At 67.8% G+C, this 20,349-nt stretch carries 18 protein-coding genes; 9 read left to right on the top strand and 9 right to left on the bottom strand.

The window, feature by feature from the left end; all coding sequences use genetic code 11:
- The 3 genes from AC6EI8_RS13445 to AC6EI8_RS13435 all read right to left on the bottom strand — a co-directional run.
- Nucleotides 1–812 (bottom strand): ABC transporter ATP-binding protein (locus AC6EI8_RS13445; protein ID WP_498382163.1); only part of this gene is annotated, 812 nt, incomplete at its 3' end.
- A gap of 89 nt (nt 813–901) precedes the next feature.
- Nucleotides 902–1,795 (bottom strand): ABC transporter permease, encoded by an 894-nt coding sequence (locus AC6EI8_RS13440; RefSeq protein WP_498382162.1) that lies wholly within the window; start codon nt 1,793–1,795, stop codon nt 902–904.
- Nucleotides 1,785–2,783, bottom strand: a complete 999-nt coding sequence (locus AC6EI8_RS13435) for an ABC transporter permease (protein WP_498382161.1) — start codon at nt 2,781–2,783, stop codon at nt 1,785–1,787. Before AC6EI8_RS13435 ends, AC6EI8_RS13440 begins: the two co-directional genes overlap by 11 nt.
- A 394-nt stretch (nt 2,784–3,177) precedes the next feature.
- Here AC6EI8_RS13435 and AC6EI8_RS13430 point away from each other — a divergent pair, with 394 nt between their 5' ends.
- The 3 genes from AC6EI8_RS13430 (at nt 3,178) to AC6EI8_RS13420 (ending at nt 6,769) form a co-directional block, all read left to right on the top strand.
- On the top strand, nt 3,178–4,788 hold the full coding sequence (locus AC6EI8_RS13430; RefSeq protein WP_498382160.1) for an AMP-binding protein: 1,611 nt from the start codon (nt 3,178–3,180) through the stop codon (nt 4,786–4,788).
- 50 nt (nt 4,789–4,838) lie between these two features.
- A complete protein-coding gene (locus AC6EI8_RS13425) occupies nt 4,839–5,645 on the top strand; it encodes an SDR family NAD(P)-dependent oxidoreductase (RefSeq protein ID WP_498382159.1) in 807 nt (268 codons plus the stop codon).
- 122 nt (nt 5,646–5,767) lie between these two features.
- Nucleotides 5,768–6,769 carry a quinone oxidoreductase family protein gene (locus AC6EI8_RS13420; RefSeq protein WP_498382158.1) on the top strand — a complete coding sequence of 334 codons (1,002 nt, stop codon included), beginning with the start codon at nt 5,768–5,770 and terminating at the stop codon, nt 6,767–6,769.
- A gap of 68 nt (nt 6,770–6,837) precedes the next feature.
- Here AC6EI8_RS13420 and AC6EI8_RS13415 read toward each other — a convergent pair whose 3' ends face one another.
- The 6 genes from AC6EI8_RS13415 to AC6EI8_RS13390 all read right to left on the bottom strand — a co-directional run bounded on the left by AC6EI8_RS13415 (nt 6,838) and on the right by AC6EI8_RS13390 (nt 12,420).
- On the bottom strand, nt 6,838–7,863 hold the full coding sequence (locus tag AC6EI8_RS13415; protein WP_498382157.1) for a LacI family DNA-binding transcriptional regulator: 1,026 nt from the start codon (nt 7,861–7,863) through the stop codon (nt 6,838–6,840).
- A 122-nt stretch (nt 7,864–7,985) separates the two neighbouring features.
- Nucleotides 7,986–8,801, bottom strand: a complete 816-nt coding sequence (locus tag AC6EI8_RS13410) for an SDR family NAD(P)-dependent oxidoreductase (RefSeq protein ID WP_498382156.1) — start codon at nt 8,799–8,801, stop codon at nt 7,986–7,988.
- Nucleotides 8,802–8,905: 104 nt separating this feature from the next.
- Nucleotides 8,906–9,715, bottom strand: coding sequence for an enoyl-CoA hydratase/isomerase family protein (locus AC6EI8_RS13405; protein WP_498382155.1), 810 nt, complete (start codon nt 9,713–9,715; stop codon nt 8,906–8,908).
- A gap of 47 nt (nt 9,716–9,762) precedes the next feature.
- Complete coding sequence (locus AC6EI8_RS13400; protein ID WP_265633998.1) at nt 9,763–10,917, bottom strand: thiolase family protein; 1,155 nt, start codon at nt 10,915–10,917, stop codon at nt 9,763–9,765.
- Complete coding sequence (locus tag AC6EI8_RS13395) at nt 10,914–11,342, bottom strand: Zn-ribbon domain-containing OB-fold protein (RefSeq protein ID WP_498382154.1); 429 nt, start codon at nt 11,340–11,342, stop codon at nt 10,914–10,916. The genes AC6EI8_RS13400 and AC6EI8_RS13395 overlap by 4 nt, the downstream gene beginning before the upstream one ends.
- An 85-nt stretch (nt 11,343–11,427) precedes the next feature.
- Nucleotides 11,428–12,420 carry a Bug family tripartite tricarboxylate transporter substrate binding protein gene (locus tag AC6EI8_RS13390; RefSeq protein WP_498382153.1) on the bottom strand — a complete coding sequence of 331 codons (993 nt, stop codon included), beginning with the start codon at nt 12,418–12,420 and terminating at the stop codon, nt 11,428–11,430.
- Between the two features lie 206 nt (nt 12,421–12,626).
- Between AC6EI8_RS13390 and AC6EI8_RS13385 the strand changes: the two genes are divergently transcribed.
- The 6 genes from AC6EI8_RS13385 to AC6EI8_RS13360 all read left to right on the top strand — a co-directional run bounded on the left by AC6EI8_RS13385 (nt 12,627) and on the right by AC6EI8_RS13360 (nt 20,104).
- Complete coding sequence (locus AC6EI8_RS13385) at nt 12,627–13,439, top strand: IclR family transcriptional regulator (RefSeq protein ID WP_149318351.1); 813 nt, start codon at nt 12,627–12,629, stop codon at nt 13,437–13,439.
- Between the two features lie 121 nt (nt 13,440–13,560).
- Nucleotides 13,561–14,709: an acyl-CoA dehydrogenase family protein gene (locus AC6EI8_RS13380; protein ID WP_498382152.1), complete on the top strand. Its 1,149-nt coding sequence runs from the start codon at nt 13,561–13,563 to the stop codon at nt 14,707–14,709.
- Nucleotides 14,710–14,804: 95 nt separating this feature from the next.
- The gene (locus AC6EI8_RS13375) at nt 14,805–16,961 is read left to right on the top strand and encodes an acetate--CoA ligase family protein (protein ID WP_498382151.1); all 2,157 of its coding nucleotides are present in this window, start codon (nt 14,805–14,807) and stop codon (nt 16,959–16,961) included.
- Complete coding sequence (locus AC6EI8_RS13370) at nt 16,958–18,109, top strand: CaiB/BaiF CoA transferase family protein (RefSeq protein ID WP_498382150.1); 1,152 nt, start codon at nt 16,958–16,960, stop codon at nt 18,107–18,109. The genes AC6EI8_RS13375 and AC6EI8_RS13370 overlap by 4 nt, the downstream gene beginning before the upstream one ends.
- On the top strand, nt 18,096–19,124 hold the full coding sequence (locus tag AC6EI8_RS13365; protein WP_498382149.1) for an NAD(P)H-dependent flavin oxidoreductase: 1,029 nt from the start codon (nt 18,096–18,098) through the stop codon (nt 19,122–19,124). Before AC6EI8_RS13370 ends, AC6EI8_RS13365 begins: the two co-directional genes overlap by 14 nt.
- On the top strand, nt 19,121–20,104 hold the full coding sequence (locus AC6EI8_RS13360; protein WP_498382148.1) for an NAD(P)H-dependent flavin oxidoreductase: 984 nt from the start codon (nt 19,121–19,123) through the stop codon (nt 20,102–20,104). Before AC6EI8_RS13365 ends, AC6EI8_RS13360 begins: the two co-directional genes overlap by 4 nt.
- Nucleotides 20,105–20,349: the final 245 nt, after the last annotated feature.

Raw genomic sequence — 20,349 nt, 5'->3', positions numbered from 1 at the left:
GGCCGGCCGGGCAGCGCGGCCAGCTCGGCATGGGGGGCCGCGCGCAGCAGCGGGACCGCACGCAACAGGGCCGCCGTATAGGGCATGCGCGGTTTGCGCATGACGGCGCGCACCGCGCCGCGTTCCACGATCTGGCCGGCGTACATCACGGCCATCTCGTCGGCGAAATGCGCAGCGACGCCCAGGTCGTGCGTGATCAGCATCATGGTCATCCGGCGCCGCCGCTGCAGGCTGCAGAGCAGGTCGAGAATCTCGGCCTGCACCGTGACATCGAGCGCGGTGGTTGGCTCGTCGGCAATCAGCAGCTCCGGCTCGCAGGCGATCGCCATGGCGATGACCACCCGCTGGCGCATGCCGCCGGACAATTCGTGCGGAAACTGCGCGACCCGCCGTTCGGCCGCCGGAATGCCGACCTCGCGCAGCAATGCGATGGCACGCTGGCGGGCCGCCTCGGCCGGCAGGCGCACGTGCTCGCGCAAGGCCTCCTCCAGCTGCGCACCGATCCGGCGCACGGGATTGAGCGCCGTCATCGGATCCTGAAACACCATGCCGATGCGACGGCCACGCAGGCTGCGCATCCGTGCCATCGGCAACTGCATGAGCTCGATGCCGTCGAATATCGCGCTGGCCGTCTCGCCAATGCGCGCCGTCGCCGGCAGCAACCGCAGGATGGCGCGGGCCAGCACCGACTTGCCGCTGCCCGATTCTCCGACGATGGCCAGCGTGCGCCCGCGCGGTACCACGAGATCAACGTCGTCGAGCGCGCGCAGCAGGCCGCCCGGCGTGGCAAACGCGACCGTCATGCCGCGCACGGCCAGCAACGCGCCGTCGGCCGGGCTGTGGATCGGGCTGTGGGTCCGGCAGTCAGTCGGATCGTCGGCAGCCCCAAGGCTCGTTCCGCTCATCGCACGCCTCCCGCAGCGCTGCCCGCTTGCCGGCGCAGCGCATCGCCGAGCAGATTCAGGCTGAGCACTGTCAGGAACATCACTGCGGCGGGGATCAGGCTCACGTGGGGCACCCGCTCGAGGGCTTCGCGGCCGTCGGCGATCATGCTGCCCCAGCTCGGCGTGGGCGGTGGCACGCCGACGCCGAGAAAGCTCAGTGACCCCTCTGCCACGATCATCACCGAACCCATCGTCATGGCATAGGTCAGCAACGGCATGGCGATGTTCGGCACGATCTCCCGCCACATGATCCACGCAGTCGAGGCGCCTGCAGTTCGTGCCGCCAGCACGAACTCGCGTCCCAGCAAGGGCAGGATGTTGGCCCTGGCAATGCGGGCGAACGCCGGGATCGACATGATGCCGAGCGCCAGGGTGACGTTGCGCAGCGAAGGGCCGAACACCACCGTCAGGCCCAGTGCGAACACCAGGCTGGGAAAGGCCAGCATGGCATCGAGCAGCGACAGCACGGCCTTGCGCAGCCACCCCGGTCCGCCGGTCGCGGCCATTGCCAGCAGCGTGCCGAACGCCAGGCCGATCAGCGGGGCCGCCAGGCACACGGTCAGCGATACGCGCGCGCCGTAAGCCAGTCGCGCCAGCAGGTCACGGCCGTCCAGATCGGTGCCCAGCCAGTGGGCAGCGCTGGGCAGTTGTTCCGCCGCAAGGAAGTCCATCCGGTCGGGCGGGGGCAGCGGCAGCCAATCGGCTCCGGCGGCCAGGCCCAGCACGGTCAGCAGCCACAGCAGCGGGCCGGCCAGGCGCCAGGCGAGCCGGAATCTTCCGGTCTCGCGCGCTGTGGCGGCATCCGGCACGGTGTGGCCGGCAATGTCGGGGGCGATCGTTTCAGTCGGCATGATGGTGGGACAGGCGGGGATCGAGCAGGCGATAGAGGGCGTCGACAAGGAGGTTGACCCCGACGAACGCCACGCCGATGAACAGCACCACGCCTTGCAGCGTCAGGTAGTCGCGTTTGGTGATGCCTTCGATCAGCAAGCGGCCCACACCGGGCAGGGCGAACAGCGTTTCGATAATGACGGCGCCGCCGATCAGGTGCCCGATATTGATGCCCATCACCGTGATGAGGCTGAACGAGGATGGCCGCAGCGCGTGCCGCCACAGGATGGTGGACTCGCGCACGCCCTTGGCGCGCGCAACGGTAATGAACTCCTGGCCCAGCGTGGCGACGATATCGCCGCGCAGCAGCCGCAGGTACACCGGTGCTTCCACCAGGGCAAGCGTCAGCGCCGGCAAGGCCATGCTGCGCAAGTTGCTGAGGGGATCATCGACGAAGGGGACATAGCCGGTGGCGGGGAACCAGCCCAGCCAGATACCGAACACCAGGATCAGCACCAGCCCCAGCACGAAGTGCGGCACCGCCAGCACGCCAAATGCACCGGTGGTGATCAGCCGATCGGCAATCCCGCCTTCACGCCACGCCGCCCAGATCGCCAGGGGCACGGCCAGCGCCAGCGCCAGCAGCTGCGCGTACACCATCAGCTGGACCGAGACCGGCAGGCGATGCGAGATGGCATCGCTGACGCGCTCGCCGCTCAACGGCGACGTGCCCAGGTCGCCGCGCACGGCATTGCCGAGCCAATGCGCATAACGCTCCGCCAGCGGCTTGTCGAGCCCCAGTTCGGCCTGCAGCCGTGCGATGTCCTCCAGGCGCGCATCGTCGCCGAGCAGGGCATCGACGAGGTTTCCCGGCAACAGCTCCAGCATCAGGAAGGTGGTCGCACTGAGCAGGATCAGCACGAGTCCGACATGAGAGGCGTGCGCGCCGAACCGCAGGATCGGCCCCGCCAGCGCCTTGGGCGACAGGATGTTCATGGCGCCCAGCATAGGACATCAAATGAAACGGTTCATCAGGATAAGTACCGAGCCGGTCTTGGCGCAAGCGGGCGTCATTCTTGCGATCTATTGAGTGGCTTTCGGCATCGTGCGCGGGCACCGGCGACGAACCATGCACGATGTCAAGACAGGACATCAACCTCGCTAATGGAGTCGATGTAGATCGGGACGGAGCGGGCTGCAGCCTCGGCATCGATCGACGCACGGCGGCCGGCGTGAGAAGAGCCATGCCACCAATCGCGTACCCATTTCTGATGATGAATCGTTTCATCATGTGCTACATTGGGTGGGGATTTGCGATACGCCGAGAGAACGGAATGGCCGGGTTGGCCCCGCTGTGGCGCGCCGTTTTACCGCAGTTCAACCGACTCAGGAGGACTACCCCGTGCTTGACAAGCCCGCTGCCGACCATGCCGCTGCCGTGTCGCCCGCCGTCTACGAGGGAGGGACCATCGGCGACATGATCGTTCACGCGATCGACCGCTTCCCGGACCGCATCGCCTTGATCGATGGCGATCGGTCGCTGACGTATCGCCAGCTCGGCGAGCGCATCAGCCAGGCGGTCTCGGCGCTGCGCTCGCTTGGGCTGCGCCGGGGCGATGGCGTGGTGCAGCTCTCGCCGAACCGGGTGGAGATGTTCGTCGTGATGGCCGCCGCCTATCTGGCTGGCTTGCGCTCGGTGACGCTGCACGGCATGGGTGGTCTCGACGATCACGCCTATATCGTCGAGGATGCGCAGGCGTCGCTGTTCCTGGCCGATCGCGTCTACGCCGAGCGTGCCATCGCCCTGCGTGCGCGCTGCCCGACGGTGCCGCACTGGTTCTGCCATGACGCAACCGCGCCGGAGAGCACGGCGCTGCCGGACTTCTGGGCATACGCACAGCGCTTCGCACCGATGCCGCTGGCGCCGGAGGCGAGACCCACCGACATCGTGCGGCTGGCTTATACCGGCGGGACCACCGGCAAGCCCAAGGGCGTGATGCTGTCCAACCGTTCCATGTGGATGCAGGCCGTGCTGCTGCTCGCCGCTCGCGCGCTGCCGGACGACGTGCGGCTGCTGTGTCCGACGCCGATTTCGCACGGAGCGGGGGCGATGATCGTGCCCACGCTGTGGCGCGGCGGCACGGTGGTTCTGCAGCGCGGCTTCGACGCCGAGGGCTTTATCGACGCACTCGAGCGGCATCGCGCCAATATGGCCTTCCTGGTGCCGACCATGATCTACACGCTGCTGGACCATCCACGCAGCCGCAGCGCCGACTTTTCGTCGCTTCGCACGCTGTCGTACGGCGCCGCGCCGATGTCCCCGGCCCGCATCCGCGAGGCGCTGGCGCGTTTCGGCCCGGTGCTGGCGCAGAGCTATGGGCAGACGGAATGCCCGAGCAATATCCTGCAGTTGACGCAGGAAGACCATTGCCGTGCCGATGCCGACGTCCTGACCTCAGCCGGGATGCCATACCCCGGCGTCACGGTGGTGCTGCTGGACGACAACGACCGCCCGGTCGAGCGCGGCAAGGTAGGGGAGCTGTGCGTGCGCAGCCCGCTGGTGATGGATGGCTACTGGAGGCAGCCCGAGCAGACCGCCCAGGTGCTGCGCAATGGCTGGCTGCATACCGGCGACATGGCTTATCGGGACGCGCTCGGCTACTACCACTTGGTCGATCGCAAAAAGGACATGATCGTATCGGGCGGCTTCAATGTGTACCCGCGCGAGGTCGAGGATGTGCTGACCGCCCACCCGGCGGTGGCGGCGGCCGCCGTGATCGGCGTGCCTGACGAAAAATGGGGGGAGGCGGTCAAGGCGGTGGTGGTGCTGAGGGAGGCCGCCTGTGCCAGCGCCGAAGAACTCAAGGCCGCGATCCGCGCCGTCAAGGGCGCCGTCAATACGCCGAAGACCATCGACTTTGTCGCAGCCCTGCCGCTGACGGCATTGGGCAAGCCTGACAAGAAGCAGTTGCGCGAACGCTATTGGCAAGGGCTCGGGCGATCCATTCATTGATCGCCCGAGCCCTGCACGAACAACGCTCACCGATACAGGAGACAAGCCAGATGGATACCCTGCCGCAAACCGCCAGCCGTCCCCTCGAAGGGCGGGTGGCGATCGTGACCGGCGCCGGCTCGCGCGCCGACGGCATCGGCAATGGCCGCGCCGCCGCCATCCTGCTCGCGCGCGATGGCGCGCGCGTGGCCTTGATCGACGCGGTGGCGCAATGGGCTGACGTCACGCTGCGGATGATCGAGGCCGAGGGCGGCGAAGCCGAGGTGATCCCGTGCGATGTCAGTCGCGAGGACGACTGCCGCGCCGCGGTGGCGCGGACCGTGGCGCGCTGGGACCGTGTCGATATCCTCGTGAACAACGTCGGCATCGGCGGACCGCCCGGCACGGCCCTCGATGTCGATATCGCGGCCTGGGACGAGGCGCTGCGCATCAATGTCACATCCATGGTACTGATGGCGCGCCATGCCATCCCGCAGATGCGCACGCACAGGCGCGGCGCCATTGTCAACGTGGCGTCGGTGGCCGGTCTGATCGGCGGTCACCCCAGCCTGCTCTATCCGACGTCGAAAGGCGCCGTGGTCAACATGACGCGCGCGATGGCGGCGCATCACGGCGAGGACGGCATCCGCGTCAATTGCGTGGCGCCGGGGATGGTTTACACGCCGATGGTCTATGCCGGTGGCATGAGCGAGGAGAAGCGGGAAATCCGCCGCAACCGCTCGCTGTTGCGCACCGAGGGCAGCGGCTGGGACGTTGGCCATGCCATCCGCTACCTTTCGGGCGACGAATCGCGTTGGATCACCGGCGCGGTGCTTCCCGTCGATGCGGGAGCGACCGCCGGCCGCCACTCATATTGACCACGCCAGGCGGACGACGGCGCGCCGCGCGGCGCTCGCCCCCGGGGCACGGCGGGCGCAGGGGAGGGGATTGGCGCCAGAACAACGATGCCGGGGCGGGTCGAACCAGACAGGAGAAGCGCATGAGCGCAGCCACCACCATGCAAGCCGTGATCTGCCGGAACGGCGCGCCCGTATGCGCCCGGGTACCGGTGCCCGAGCCCGGCCCGGACGAGGTGCTGGTCAAGGTGCAGGCGTGCGCGCTCAACCGCGCGGACCTGGCCATGGCCGCTGGCGCGAAGCATGGCGCCCTCGGCGGCGAGGGCGCCGTGCTTGGCATGGAGTGGTCCGGCGTCGTGGTTCGTACCGGCGCCAGGGTGCCGTCGCTGCGCCCCGGACAACGTGTGATGGGCTCCGGCCGCGGCGCCTTCGCCGAATACGCCGTTGCCGACCGCGGTCGCGTGCTGCCCCTGCCAGAGGGCAGCGATGATCCGCGACAGGCCGCCTGCCTGCCGGTCGCGCTGCAAACCATGCACGATGCGCTGGTGACCCACGGCGGCCTGGGCGCAGGCAATGCCGGGCAGTCGGTGTTGATCCTCGGCGCATCGAGCGGCGTGGGGCTGATGGGGCTGCAGATCGCGCGGGAAATGGGAGCGGCGCTGGTCATCGGCAGCTCCACCCAACCGGAGCGGCGTGCCAGGCTGGCGGAGTTCGGCGCCGATCTGGCGGTGGACACACGGGACCCGACCTGGCCGGACCAGGTTCTGCAGCATACCGGGGGCAACGGTGTGGACATCGTCGTCGACATGCTGGCGGGGCCGACGCTCAATGCCTCGATGCGGGCCACTGCGCTGGGCGGCACCATCGTCAATGTCGGCCGGCTGGCCGGCAAGCAGGCGGAATTCGACTTCGACCTGCACGCGCTGCGCCGTATCCGCTTTGTCGGCGTTACCTTCCGCACGCGCACCGCGCAGCAGGTGCGCGAGATCACCGGGCGCATGCTGCGCGACCTGTCCGGCGCGCTCGAGCGGGGCTCACTGCGGCTGCCCATCGACTGCGAATTCCCGCTCGAACAGGCCCCGCAGGCGCTGCGGCACATGCGCGCCAACGGGCATTTCGGCAAGATCGTGCTGACTGTGCGTTGACGGCGCGTTGACTGCGCGCTGACTGTGCGCGGACTACCAGGTAACGGTGCGCCGGCGGCAGTGATTCCCTAGCGACGCGCCCCACAGGATTCGCGCAGCACCAGTTCGTAGGCGACCCGCTCATGGCGCGGCGGCGCTGGCCGGTCCTGGCCGTCGCGCTCGGCGATGCGCTTGAGCAGCAACTCCGCCGCCATGTCGGCCACATCATCCACCGGCGTGCGCAATACCGTCAGCGGCGGGTCGTAGGTTTGCGCGAATTCGGTGTCGCCGATGCCGATCACCGAGATATCGTCCGGCACCCGCAAGCCCTGCTTGCCGATGGCGCGCAGCGTGCTGGTCAGCGTCTGCGTGCCCTGCACCAGGAAGGCGGTGGGCGGATCGGCCTCGCGCAGCAGCCTGGACACGTCGTCGAAGGCCGAACTGGTTGGCGTGGCTTCCTGGATGATCAGGTCGGGCACAGGCAGGCCGGCCTCCTTGAACGCCGCGCGATAACCCTGGATACGGCGGCGCACCGGCCGGCTCTTGATTTGCCAGAGCGCCAGTGCGATGCGCCGGTGGCCCAGCGACAACAGGTAGGCGATGGCTGCCTTCACTCCGTTGACGTGGTCGAACAGCACGGCATCCGCATCGACGTCCATGTCGCGGTCGTAGATCACCGCCGGCATGGTCAGGCCGCGCACCGCGTCCAGCACGCCGGCATGCCGCTCGTTGCCGGGGGCGATGATGACACCGTCCATGCCGCGCAGCTGGAACGTGCGCAGAATGTCGATCTCGCGCTGGGGGTCGTTCAGGCCATTGGCCAGCAGCAGCATATAGCCATCGCGGCGCAAGCGCTCTTCCAGCGAGCGGAATGCCCGCGCGTAGAGCGGGTTGGTGACATCGGAGAACATGCACCCGATCGTCTTGCTGGTGCGCGAACGCAACGTCTGGGCAGCGTGGTTGGGCTGGTAGCGCAACGCGGAGATCGCACGCTCGACCTTTGCCTTGACTTGCGGGGTGACATTGGCCGCGCCGTTGATCACTCGCGAGGCACTACCAACCGAAACGCCGGCCAGGGCGGCGACGTCCCGGATGCTGATCTGCTTGTTCGCCATGAGGCTCCTTCGATTCGGCGAAAGTATAGCGCCAGACGATCGATCGAAGGAGTCCGCACGGCGGCGCCAAGGGGCAGGCCAGGCCCCGCGCCGTGCGGCCTTGCGGCATGGCTGTGCGCGGCTTACAGCATGACGAAACCGCCCGAAGCACCCAGGGTCTGCCCGGTAACGAACAGCGCTCGCTCGGATGCGAGGAACGCCACCACGCCGGAGACGTCTTCCGGACGGCATAGCCGTCCAAGGCCTTTGGCGATCGGATAGAGATTGAGCATCTTGCCCAGCCGTTCGTCGTTGTCGACGGTCGCCCCGACGCTGAGCGGGCCGTCCTTGATGCCGGCATGGGAGACCGCCCCTAGCGCGACCGAATTGACGGTGATCCGGTGGCGCCCATGCTCGCGTGCGATGGCCTTGCCGAACGCGGCGATGGCCGCCTTGGCGCCGGAATAGACGGACAGCTGGGCTTCACCGACACGGCCCGCCTCGGAGATGATATTGACGATGCGTCCTGCGCCATGTTCGATCATGCCGGGCAGCACCGCGCGGCAGCAGTGCATGGTGCCGTAGACATTGAGGTCGACCACCTTGGCCCAGTCGGCCACCGGCATGTCCAGGAACAGCGGGGTACGGCCACCTTTTTCGCGGCGCTCGGGCACGATTCCGGCGTTATTGACCAGCACGGAAATCGGTTTGCCGAAATGTTCGGCGGCAAGCCGCACCATGGCGTCGACCTGCTCCGGCCGGGTGATATCCGCGGGAGCGGCCAACGCCCGCCCGCCGGCCGCTTCGATCTCGCCCGCCACTGCCTGCGCGCGCTCTGCGAACAGATCGTTGACCACGACCGCGGCGCCTTCGCCGGCCAGTTCGATGCAGATCTGGCGGCCCACGCCCTGGCCACCGCCGGTCACCAGCGCGACCTTTCCTTCCAATCCGAGATTCATCAGTTGTCTTCCGTTGTTGTGCCGTGCGCGGCGTGGCGGCGACGTTGCCGCGGAGGCCGCTGCACAGCGTGTCGTGGTAAATCCTGTCCCTCGTCCCGGCCTGCCTAGCGTCCCGTGAACACCGGCTTGCGCTTCTCCACAAACGCTCGCATGCCTTCTTTGCGATCGTCGCTGTCGACGATCATCGCCGCGGCATAGCGTTCGAACTCCAGTCCGGAGTCCAGGTCGGTCTGCAAGCCCCGGTCGATTGCCTGCTTGGCGAAGCGCACCGCCAGCGGCGGCTGCGCGGCGATGCGCTGGGCCAGTGCCAGCGCGGCCGGCATCAGCTCCTGCGGTGGCAGCACCTGCGTCACGATGCCGTAGCGCAGCGCCGTTTCCGCATCGATCAGATCGGAGGTGAACACCAGTTCCTTGGTGCGGGCCGCGCCGATCAGGCGAGGCAGCCGCTGCGTTCCTCCCGCGGCCGGGATCACGCCAAGCTTGACCTCGGGAAGGCCAAAACGCGCGGCATCGCTGGCGATACGGATATCGCAGCACAGCGCCAGCTCGAGGCCGCCGCCCAGCGCTACGCCATTGATCGCGGCGATCACCGGCTTTTCGAATGTCTCGATATTGCGGAACAGCTCGTGGGTGGCCCGCTGGGCGAAGAAGTATTCGGTGCCGCGCATCTGGTTGCCGGCGCGCTCCTTGATATCCGCGCCAGCGCAGAAGGCGCGGTCCCCCGCGCCCGTCAGCAGCACGGCGCCTACCCGCGGGTCTTCGCGTGCGTATTGCAGGATGGCCCGCGCAAGGTCCGGTTTCATGGTGCCGCCCAGCGTATTCATCCGCTCCGGACGGTTCAGCGTGACGATGGCGACGTTCTCGCGCACTTCGTAGCGCAAGGTCTCGAGTGGGGGCAGGGTTGGCTCTGTCATGCGTGTTTCCTCTGGTGATATGGCATCCGGGCGCCGTGACCGCTGGCTCAGCGGGCCGGCGCGGCGAGCACGTGCGCGATGGCGACCGATCCGAGCCCGATCATGTGGGCCATGCCCAGCCGTGCGCGCTCGTGCTGCCGGCCGCTGGCCTCGCCGCGCAATTGCCGTGTCAGTTCGGCGATCTGGCCAATGCCGGTCGGCCCAAGGGGGTGGCCCATGCCGATCAGTCCGCCGGACGCATTGATGGCGCAGCGTCCGTTGATGGCCGAGCTGCCCCGCGCCAGGTAGGCGGCGCCTTCGCCGGGCTCGCAGACGCCGATGGCCTCGCTGTAGAGCAGTTCCTCCACCGAGAAGGCGTCATGCAGTTCAAGCAGGTCCAGGTCCATGGGCGACACCCCGGCCTGCTCGCAGGCCGACCTGGCGCTCGCCTTCACCAGCTCGAGCGCACCGTCGCCGTACTCGCTCTCGTCGCGCTCGCTGTTGGCGCTCGACGCCAGCACCCGCACGCAGCGCCCGGCATCCAGCCCGAGCCGCCTCAGCGCCTGTCCCGATACCACCAGCACCGCCGCGGCGCCGTCGCCGCGCGGGCAGCATTGCTGCACGGTCAGGTCGCCAACCACCTTGGGGGAAGCGAGCACCTGCTCGAGCGTGCGCGGCTTGCGGAACTGCGCGAAAGGATTGCGTGCCGCATTGCCGTGGTTCTTGACGGCCACAGCGGCCAGCGAGTGGATGTCGGCCCCTCGCTCGCGCAGATAGCGGCGCGCCATCATGGCGAACTTCACCGCCGGGATGGTCGCGGTATCCGAGAGCCGTTCCAGTCCGTCCTTGTTGGCCGCCCGCCGCCCGTCGCCATGCTTGTCCACCCCGATCGCGAGCACCACGTCGCTGATGCCGCCAGCCACCTCCTGGCAGGCCTGGCGGAAGGCGAAGGAGCCGGACGCGGAGGCGTTCTCCACCTGCGTCACGGCAAGCCCGGTGGAGCCGAGATGGCGCAGCATCACGCGGCCGGCGGCCATGCCGATCGACGTGGTCCCCACATAGGCGCTCTGGACCTGGTCGAAGCGCAAGCCGGCATCGGCCAGGGCCGCGCGCACGGCGGTCAGGCCCAGATGCGTGTAGGGCGTGTCATTCGGGAATTGATAGGGATGCAGGCCGATGCCGGCCACGTAGACCCCACCATTGCCGTCGATCCAGCTGCTCATCGGATTGCCTCCTGCGCGGGAACGAAGGCGCAGCGGTAAGACTGGCCGTCTTGCTGGAATACCGCCACGGCCTTGACGGCCATGCCGGGGCGAAGCCCGGCTTCGTCGGACACACCGATCACGCCCTGCTCCACGATGCCGTCGGCAAGGCGGATATCGCCGGCGATGGCCGGCACGGCCATGTCGGGTGCCAGCGCGACATGCAGCGTGACATATTCGAGCAGCGTGCCGCCGCCTGGCTGCGTCACGCGTTCAGCATCGTCCATGGCCGAGCCGCAATGCGGGCAACCGGGCGAGTTCGCCGGAAAGGCGAGCCGCTGGCAGCGATTGCAGCGGGCATAGTGGAAGTCCAGCGAGTGGCCATCGGCGGCCAGCCGGTAGAGGGATGGGTGCCGCGGGCGCGGCTCGGTCGAGGCTAGGGTCATGAGATGACGGAGGTGGGCGATCAGCAGGTGGAGCAGAAAAAGGTATGGCGGCGGACGGTGCGCACAGCGCAGGGCGTACGGGGCGTCATTGGAGCGTGGCGCCGGACTGGCGAACCACCTCGCGCCAACGCACCATTTCGGACTTGACCATCGACTGCAGCCGCGTATCGCGAATGTCCGTCAGCGGCGTGCTGCCGAACTTTTCGGTGATGGCCAGCATTTCCGGGGAGGCGATGGCACGGGCGATCTCGTCGCCCAGCCGCTTGGCGATATCAGGGGGCGTCCTGGCAGGCAAGAAGACCGCGCTCCATGCACTGGTCTCCGCGCCCGGATAGCCCGCTTCCGCGATGGTGGGCACATCGGGCACGACCTTGAGCCGCGATTTGGCCGTCACGACAAGGGGGCGAAGCTTGCCGGCCTGGATCAGGGGCATGACGACGACCGGGTAGTCGAACATCAGATTGACGTTGCCGGCCGTCAAGTCGTTCAGCGCCGGATTGCTGCCCTTGTAAGGCACGTGGGTCATCTCGATGCCAGCGGCCTTCTGGAACACCTCTGCCGTCAGATGGGTACCGGTGCCGGGGCCGGCCGAGGCGAAGTTCAGCTTGCCGGGATGGGCTTTTGCGTAGGCGACGACATCGGCCACGGTCTTGAACGGCTGGCTGGCATTGACCACCAGGATCAGCGGCGTGGTAGAGATGCCGTGCACCGGCACGAAATCCGCGATCGGGTCGTAGCGCAGGTTCTTGTAGAGCGCGAGGTTGGCCGCATGCGTGCCCTGCGTGCCGTAGATCATCGTGTAGCCGTCCGGCGGCTGTCGCGAGGCCGCTTCGACGCCAATGGAGCCCCCTGCGCCGGGCTTGTTGTCCACCACCACCGGCTGGCCCAGCTGTTCCCCCAGCTTCTTCGCCAGCATGCGTGACACGTTGTCGGTGATGCCACCCGGGGTGAACGGCACCACGAAGGTGATCGGCTTGCTGGGCCAGTTCGCTGGTGCGCCCTGGGCTGACGTCGCGCCGGGCGAGAGCACTGCAGCCGCGGCGAGCGCTCCGGCCAATGCATGTCTGAGGGTCTGCATGAGGTGTCTCCTTGTCGTTTTGCGTTTGTATTTGTCTACGGCATGTCGTACTATAGGCCAGCATTTCGTAGATACACAAGTCGAAATGTCGAGCAGAAAACGCAGGAGCCCGCGGAATTACGGCAAATCGTGGACAGACAGTCCGGCGGATGTAGTCAATCGACGTGGTTATAATTCGTGCATCGATACGAAATTTCGGAGACTGTATGCCGACCCTTGTACCGGCCGCCGCCCGCACCATGGCCTTGCTGGAAGTCTTTGCGCGCGAGCGACGCGAACTCTCGAACTCGGACCTGGCGCGCCTGATGGACCTGCCGGAAAGCAGCTGCTCGGACCTGCTTCACACCTTGCACGAGCTGGGCTACCTGGTACGCACTGCCCGCAGCAGGCGCTTCTATCCCACCGCGCGGCTGCTCAGCATTGCTCAGGAGATATCGTCGAGCGATCCGCTCTATGCGGTAGGGGCCGAAGCATGCGAACTGCTGCGGGACCGTACCGGTGAGACCGGATTGTTCGGCCGCATCGAGGGCGGCGTCGTGCGGGTGCTGGCATTCACCGAGGGTCGCCATCCGCTGCGCTATATGCAGAACGTTGGCGACAAGCTGGCCTTGCATGTGTCGGCGCTTGGCAAGGCGATCCTCGCGCTGGGCACGCAGGAGGAAGCGGCGCGCCAATTGCGGCTCAAGCCCCTGAAGAAGATCGCGCCCGGCACGATCACCGACCTGTCGGTGCTGGAAGCACAGGTAGCGAAGGCGCGCCGGCAGGGGTGGATCTGGGTGGAAAACGAGGGTGGCGACGGGCTCGGCGCGATGGCCGTGGCCGGCTATGTCGGCGGCGAACCCCTGTCGCTGTCGATCGCCGGACCCGTCGACCGCCTGCGTGCCAACAAGGACGCCATGCTGCAGGCCTTGCGCGAGGTGCAGGCCCTGGTGTTTCGTCCGGAGCCCGACGAGGGAGTGGCCTCGCCGCCCGCGACGGCGGCGCGCAGGACAGGCAGGGCGAGGGCACCAGCCGTGTAGGGAGCGCCCCGCCGGGAAGGACGCAAAGGGTTAGCGGTACGCCATGGCGTACCGCCATCATGGAAGCCATCGGGGCGGCCTTCGTGGCGGCCAACGGGCAACAAGACAAAGGAGACACCCCATGCATTTCGTACCGGACAACGAGCAGGTGCTGTTGCGCGACAGCATCCGTCGCTACATGAAGAGCGAGGTCGCGCCGCTGGTGGCCGAACATGACAAGGCACATACCTTTCCCTTTGAAATCCTCAAGGGGTTGTCTCAGTTCGGCTATATCGGCGGCCGCCTGCCCGAGTCCGAGGGCGGCATGGGGCTGGACCACGTTACGTGGGGCATGCTGATGGAAGAGGCGGGCTACGCCTGGCTGTCGCTTCGCACCATGCTCAACATCACCAACGGCGGCATCCTGAAGCTCGCCAGCGAAGGCACGCCGGAGCAGAAGACGCGCTTCCTGCAACCATTGCTGCGTTCCGACCGCCGTTGCTGCACCGCGATCTCCGAGCCCGGAACGGGCTCGAACATCGCACAGATCCAGACGCGTGCGGACGTGGTCGGCGACGAGTACGTGCTCAATGGCCGCAAGCTGTGGATCACCAATGGCTACTTTGCCGATTTCGCCATCGTGGTGGCGCGCACCTTCAGTCCCGATTGCGACGGGCAACTGTCCACCTTCATCGTCGAGCGGGATGTGACGCCGTATGAAGTGCGGCGCGTGGACACCATGGTGTTGCGCAGCACCGGTACCGCGGAGCTCAACTTCGACAACGTGCGCATTCCGCGCGCCAACCTGCTTGGCACGGAGGGCAGCGCCCTCAAGCGGATGCTCAAGGGACTCGATGCCGCCCGGGTCAATATCGCCATGGGCGCGGTGGGCGCGGCCCAGGCTGCGCTCGACCTGTCGATCGACTATGCCCGCACGCGCACGCAGTTCGGCCGCCCCATCGGCAGCTTCCAGCTGGTGCAGAAGCATATCGTCGACATGACGGTCCGCGTCGAAGCCGCGCGCGCGCTCGGCTACCGCGCAGCGGCGGCCCTGGACGCCAACCAGGACGCGCGCACCGCTTGCTCGATCGCCAAGCTGTACGCCACCGAGGCAGCCCACGAGGTCGCCGATATGGCACTGCAGGTCCATGGCGGCCTGGGTTACGCCACCGACTATCCGATCGAGCGCATCTTCCGCGATACGCGCGGCGGCACCATTCCGGAAGGGACCACCGAGGTACAGACACTGATCGTTGGCCGGGAGATTCTCGGCATGTCGGCCATCGCCTGATCACGCGCCCGCGCTATTGCGCCGGCCTGCTGCCATCGTCACGGGCGCCCCCCATCGCGGCCGCCCGGGCGACTGTCCTTTCCGGAGAACCAGTCATGCATTCCAACACGACGGATCTGTCCCGCCTGATCCATCCCCGCTCGATCGCGCTGGTTGGCGCATCGGATCGTCCCAACAGCATCGGTGAACGGACCCTGACCAACCTGGTCGTCCATTCGCGCATCGACGGCGACCTCTACCTCGTCAATCCAGGCAAGACCGAAATCATGGGGCGGCGGTGCTGGCCAAGCGTCGCGTCGCTACCGGACACGCCCGACGTCGCCGTCATCGTGGTGCCTGCCGCCGGCGTGCTCGCCGTGCTCGACGAATGCGCCTCCCGCGGCGTGCGCTTCGCCATCATCCTGAGCTCCGGTTTTGGCGAAACCGGCGCGGAAGGCGAGCGCGAGCAGCAGCGCATGAAAGCCATCGCCGAACGCAGCGGCATGCGGCTGTATGGACCGAACTGCCCGGGGTTGACCAATGTCAATGCGCAGCTCGGCATGACCTTTTCGCCCTCGTTCCCGCACGATCTGGTCAAGGGTCCGATCGGGCTTGCGACCCAGGGCGGCGGGCTCGGGCGCAACGTGATGCAGGCGATGGAGCGCGGCATCGGCATTGGCTTGTGGGCTTCGACCGGCAACGAGGTCGACCTTCAGGTCGCCGACTTCATCCACTACATGGCAGACGCACCGGACATCAAGGTCATCGCCACGCTGCTCGAAGGCATCAAGGATGGCGAGCGCTTCGCGGCGGCCGTGCAACGCGCGGCCGCGAACGGCAAGCCGGTGGTGGCGCTCAAGGTCGGCCGTTCGGAATATGGGCGCCGCGCCGCGCAGTCGCACACCGCCTCGCTGACCGGTTCGGCCGAGGTCAACAGCGCGGTGTTCCGGCAGCTCGGGGTGATCGAGGTGCACGACATCGACGAGCTGGTCGATACCGCATGGCTGTTCGCACGCGCACTGCCGGCCGGTCGCGATGCCCTCGCCATCTACTGCTCGTCGGGCGGCACCTCGGCGCTGACCGCCGACGCGGTCGGTGCCGAGGGACTGACGCTTGCGCAGTTTGCCAGCGAGACCACCGATACCTTGCGCACCACGCTGCCCGACTACGCCGCCATCGGCAACCCGGTGGACACGACCGCCGCCGTCCTCAGCGATTCGTCGCTGGTGGAGAAGACGCTGGGCGCCGTCGCCGCCGATCCGAATGTCGGCCTCGTCGTGTTGCCGATTACGCTGGACTACGGCGAGACCACCACGCGCATGGCACAGAACATCGTCAACGCACAACGCGCCACCAGCACGCCAATCGTGCCGATCTGGATGAGCGATCGGCTCGGCGACGGCTACAAGCTGCTGGTCGAGCACGGCTTCGCGCCGCCACGCTCGGTCAACAAGGCGATCGCGGCGATTCGCCGCTGGACCGCCTATGGCCGATGGCGCGCCGCCGAAGGGGGCGAGCTGGCACTGCGCGTGCCCACTGTTGCAAGCAGCGTCGCCGACGGTGCAGTCGTCACGCAGCCGTTGTCAGAAGCGAACGCCAAGGCGCGGCTGCGCGAGGCCGGCATCGCGCTGTTGCCGTGCGAGATCGCGCGGACGCGCGACGATGCGGTGCGCATCGCGCGTGCGATGGGCTTTCCCGTGGTGGCAAAGATCGCGAGCGCCGATATCGTGCACAAGTCGGACATCGGCGGAGTGCGCGTAGGTCTGGAGGATGCGGCGGCGGTGCAGGAGGCATGGGATGCCATCACCGCCGCGGCGCACCGCCATCGCCCCGACGCCACCATCGACGGCGTGCTGATTGAGAAGATGGCGCCGCCGCGCGGCCTGGAACTGTTGATCGGCGTCACGCGTGATCCGGTGTTCGGCCATGTGCTGACCTTCGGCATGGGCGGCATCCATGTCGAGGTACTGCGCGATGTATCGCGCCGGATGCTGCCGCTCGGCAAGGGAGAGGCTGCGGCAATGATCCGCGAGATCCGCGCGTGGCCATTGCTGGAAGGGATTCGTGGGCGGCCGCCCGCCGACGTGGCAGCGCTGGAGGCGCTGCTCGGCCGGATCTCCGATTTCGTGCGCGACAACGCCGCGTGGATCGAGGAGATGGACCTGAATCCGGTCTGGGTCGACGTTGCGAGCGATCCCGGCAAACCTGGCGCCGGCGCGATCCCGCTCGATGCGGTGATCGTCGCGCGACAGCCACAGGAGGCTCGCGCATGAGCGCCGCCGATCCCACCGCCGTCGCGCCGCCGCTGGACGGCGTCACCGTCATCGACTTGAGCGAGCTGCTGCCCGGACCATTCTTTACGCAAAACCTGGCGGAACTGGGCGCCCGGGTGATCAAGATCGAGCGCCCGCCGCACGGCGACAACGCGCGCCGTATGGGTCCGGGAGTGTTCGAGGCCGTCAATCGGGGAAAGCAGAGCCTGCTCGTCGATCTGAAGGAGGAAGCGGGGCGCCGTGAAGTGCTTGCACTGCTGGACGAGGCCGACGTGCTGGTCGAATCCTACCGGCCCGGCGTGATGGCCCGGCTGGGGCTCGACGCCGCTACGCTGCAGGCGCGCTTTCCGCGCCTGGTACACGTGTCGCTGAGCGGTTATGGCCAGCAGGGACCGTGGGCGCAGTTGCCAGGCCATGACATCAATTACCTCGCAGCGTGCGGTGCGCTGGCGGTATCGGGGGAGCAGGGCGGCGGTCCCGCGCAGTCGTTCGGCCTGCCGCTGGCCGACCTGTGCGGTGCGATGTACGCGCTGTCCGCCACGCTCGCCGCCTTGCTGCAGCGCGAGCGAGGCGGCCGTGGCCAGTACCTGGACGTCGCACTCGCCGATAGCGCGCTGCACTGGATGAACGCACGCTTCGGCGCCTGGCGCGCGGCTGGGGCCGGCTCGCTGGCCGAGCAGCGCGAAGCGACGCTGGTCAAACCGGCCTATGGCGCGTTCCGCTGCAGCGACGGCGAATATCTGTCGGTGGCCGCGCTCGAGGACCATTTCTGGAAGCGGCTGTGCGAGGCGTTGCCGATGGCGCCGTTCGACGGCGAGCGCTGGCATGGCATCGCCGCACGCAAGCCCGACGCCGCTGCCATCAACGCGCGTCTGGCCGAAGCGCTCGCCGCGTACGAGCGCGACCGCGCGTTCGCGCTGCTCGCGCGGGCCGATGTGCCAGTGGCGCCGGTCGTCGCACCCAACGACGTCGGTGCGCTGGCGCAGTTCCGCGAGCGCGATCGGTTCGATCCGGGCAGCGCGGATGCGGCCTTGCCGCTGGCGCGCTTTCCCGTCCCCCTGGAGGGCATGAGCGCGATGGGTCCGGGACGCGCCCCTGCGCTGGACAGTGCGCGCCGACAGCAGGGCCGGGGCGATGCCGGGCGGTGATCCATCGCGTGGGCAGCACAGCGGGCCGTTCCGCACGCGGCTGACCGAGCTGTTCGGCATCGACCATCCGATCCTGGGCGGCGGGCTGATGTGGCTGTCACAGCCGCGCTACGTCGCCGCGCTCGTCAATGCTGGTTGCATGGGCTTCATCACGCCACGTTCGTTCGAGGATCGCCCCGCGTTCGAGGCCGCGTTGCGCCAGTGCGCCTTGCTGACCGAAGGGCGGCCATTCGGCGTCAACCTGACTCTGTCGGGGCGTTCCGCCGGCAATGATGCCGTGCTCGACTGGCTCGATGCCGCGCTCCGTTGTGGCGTGCGCCATTTCGAGACCGCGGGCCGGGGGCCGGGGGAACTGATCCGGCGTATCCACGACGGTGGCGGCATCGTCCTGCACAAGGCGTCCAGCATTCGCCATGCGCTGGCCGCCGAGCGCGATGGCGCCGACGCGGTGGCGCTGGTCGGCATGGAGGAGGGCGGCCATCCCGGCCTCAACGAACTGCCGTCGATGTTGCTCGGGGCGCTTGCGCAAGACCGCGTGCGGGTGCCCATCGCCATCGGTGGCGGCATCGGCCATGGGCGGCAGATCGCGGCACTGCTGGCGCAGGGACTCGATGGCGCCGTGATCGGCAGCCGCTTCCTGGTCAGCGAGGAAGTCGAGGCGCATCCGGCGTACAAGCGCCATCTGGTCGAATGCGACGAGCATGCAACCGTCGCGGTGTTGCGCTCGCTCGGCAACACCTGGCGCGTGCTGCGCAATGCCACCGCCGAGCAAGTCGCCGCGCTCGAGCGCGATGGCGCACGCGACTATGCCGCGTATGGCGATCTGCTCGATGGTCGCAACACACGCGACCGGTGCTATCGCGAGGGCCAGTGGCAGCACGGCATGGTGTCGCTGGGGCCTTCCATTGCGTTTGCACGCCGGGTCGAGCCGCTGGCTGAGATCGTCGCCACGCTGCTTGCCGAGGCGGTGGCCTGCTTCGATTCTCTGGATCATCGGATACGTGTGAAATCATGACGACGCTGCCATTCCTGGAACGCCTGAAGGTCCCCGTCGTCGCCGCGCCGATGCTGCGCGTGTCCGGCATCGAACTGGTATCGGCGGCGTGTCGCGCCGGTGTGGTCGGCGCCTTCCCGACCGCCAATTGCCGCTCGCTGGACGAACTCGATGCCTGGCTGGCGCGGCTATCGACCGAAGCCGCAGAGGCCACGCGCAACGGAGCACCGCACCATGGCGCGTATTGCCCCAACCTGATCATGCGGCGCGACCCGGCCAAGCTGCGCGCCGAGGTCGAATTGATCGCCAGCTATCGACCCGAGGTGGTGATCACCAGCGTCGGCTCGCCGGCCGCCGCCATGCCCGCATTGCGAGCGGCGGGCTGCTGCGTGTTTGCCGACGTCGCCACCTTGCACCACGCCCGCCGCGCCCTGGATGCCGGCGCTGATGGCCTCGTGTTGCTCACCGCGGGCGCCGGCGGCCACACGGGCTGGGCCAATCCGTTTGCCTTCGTGCGGGCGGTGCGGGCATTCTTCCATGGCCCGCTGATACTGGCGGGCGGCATGATGGACGGTATTGCGCTGCGGGCAGCCACGGTCCTCGGCTGCGACCTCGTATCGATGGGCACGCGCTTTATCGGGACGCGGGAGAGCCTGGCCAGCGAGGACTACAAGGCGATGCTGTGCAACAGCACGCTCGACGATGTGGTGACGACGCGAGCGTTTACCGGTTTGCCGGCCAATTTCCTGGTCCCGTCGATTCGCCGCGTCGGACTCGATCCGCAGCAGCTCGACGAATCGGTGTCCGTACATGAAGCCCGCAGCCGGTTTGGCGGCGGTGCCGACGGCGCGGTGATCCAACGCTGGGCGGACCTTTGGAGCGCCGGGCACTCGGTGTCGGGGGTGAAGGCCGTCAGCAGTGTGGCAGAGGTCGTGGAGGAGCTGGCAATAGAGTATGAAGAGGCAGAGCCGCGGCTTTCCGGCTCGCGCAATCGACACTGAGTCCCGCTGCAGCGCGGCGGCTTTGCGGGGCCTTTTTCCTGGCTCGCCCTTGGCGCCTGACCGCTGTTCGTGCACGACGGCCCTGTGGTCTGCCGGTCGTCGCGCAATGCCTGCACCTTGGCCGCGATCTCCAGCACGTGCCCCAGGCGTTACGACATTAGAAAAAACGGCCAACACCCTTGCCGCCGATAATACGTCTTATGTTAAATAGGACGGAATCCGTTGACGACGTCCCAGTCGGTTGG

Source organism: Cupriavidus sp. R6-3, assembly GCF_059772245.1.
The sequence above is the reverse complement of the archived record's forward strand: the minus strand, read 5'-3'. Positions and strand labels throughout refer to the sequence as shown.

Excerpts from the sequence above, each read along its gene's own strand:
- AC6EI8_RS13360 (WP_498382148.1), top strand. The coding sequence starts at position 19,121 with ATGACGACGCTGCCATTCCTGGAACGCCTGAAGGTCCCCGTCGTCGCC.
- AC6EI8_RS13380 (WP_498382152.1), top strand. The coding sequence starts at position 13,561 with ATGCATTTCGTACCGGACAACGAGCAGGTGCTGTTGCGCGACAGCATC.
- AC6EI8_RS13370 (WP_498382150.1), top strand. The coding sequence starts at position 16,958 with ATGAGCGCCGCCGATCCCACCGCCGTCGCGCCGCCGCTGGACGGCGTC.
- AC6EI8_RS13400 (WP_265633998.1), bottom strand. The coding sequence starts at position 10,917 with ATGAGCAGCTGGATCGACGGCAATGGTGGGGTCTACGTGGCCGGCATC.
- AC6EI8_RS13420 (WP_498382158.1), top strand. The coding sequence starts at position 5,768 with ATGAGCGCAGCCACCACCATGCAAGCCGTGATCTGCCGGAACGGCGCG.
- AC6EI8_RS13405 (WP_498382155.1), bottom strand. The coding sequence starts at position 9,715 with ATGACAGAGCCAACCCTGCCCCCACTCGAGACCTTGCGCTACGAAGTG.
- AC6EI8_RS13395 (WP_498382154.1), bottom strand. The coding sequence starts at position 11,342 with ATGACCCTAGCCTCGACCGAGCCGCGCCCGCGGCACCCATCCCTCTAC.
- AC6EI8_RS13435 (WP_498382161.1), bottom strand. The coding sequence starts at position 2,783 with ATGCTGGGCGCCATGAACATCCTGTCGCCCAAGGCGCTGGCGGGGCCG.
- AC6EI8_RS13440 (WP_498382162.1), bottom strand. The coding sequence starts at position 1,795 with ATGCCGACTGAAACGATCGCCCCCGACATTGCCGGCCACACCGTGCCG.
- AC6EI8_RS13385 (WP_149318351.1), top strand. The coding sequence starts at position 12,627 with ATGCCGACCCTTGTACCGGCCGCCGCCCGCACCATGGCCTTGCTGGAA.
- AC6EI8_RS13425 (WP_498382159.1), top strand. The coding sequence starts at position 4,839 with ATGGATACCCTGCCGCAAACCGCCAGCCGTCCCCTCGAAGGGCGGGTG.
- AC6EI8_RS13415 (WP_498382157.1), bottom strand. The coding sequence starts at position 7,863 with ATGGCGAACAAGCAGATCAGCATCCGGGACGTCGCCGCCCTGGCCGGC.
- AC6EI8_RS13410 (WP_498382156.1), bottom strand. The coding sequence starts at position 8,801 with ATGAATCTCGGATTGGAAGGAAAGGTCGCGCTGGTGACCGGCGGTGGC.
- AC6EI8_RS13390 (WP_498382153.1), bottom strand. The coding sequence starts at position 12,420 with ATGCAGACCCTCAGACATGCATTGGCCGGAGCGCTCGCCGCGGCTGCA.
- AC6EI8_RS13365 (WP_498382149.1), top strand. The coding sequence starts at position 18,096 with ATGCCGGGCGGTGATCCATCGCGTGGGCAGCACAGCGGGCCGTTCCGC.
- AC6EI8_RS13375 (WP_498382151.1), top strand. The coding sequence starts at position 14,805 with ATGCATTCCAACACGACGGATCTGTCCCGCCTGATCCATCCCCGCTCG.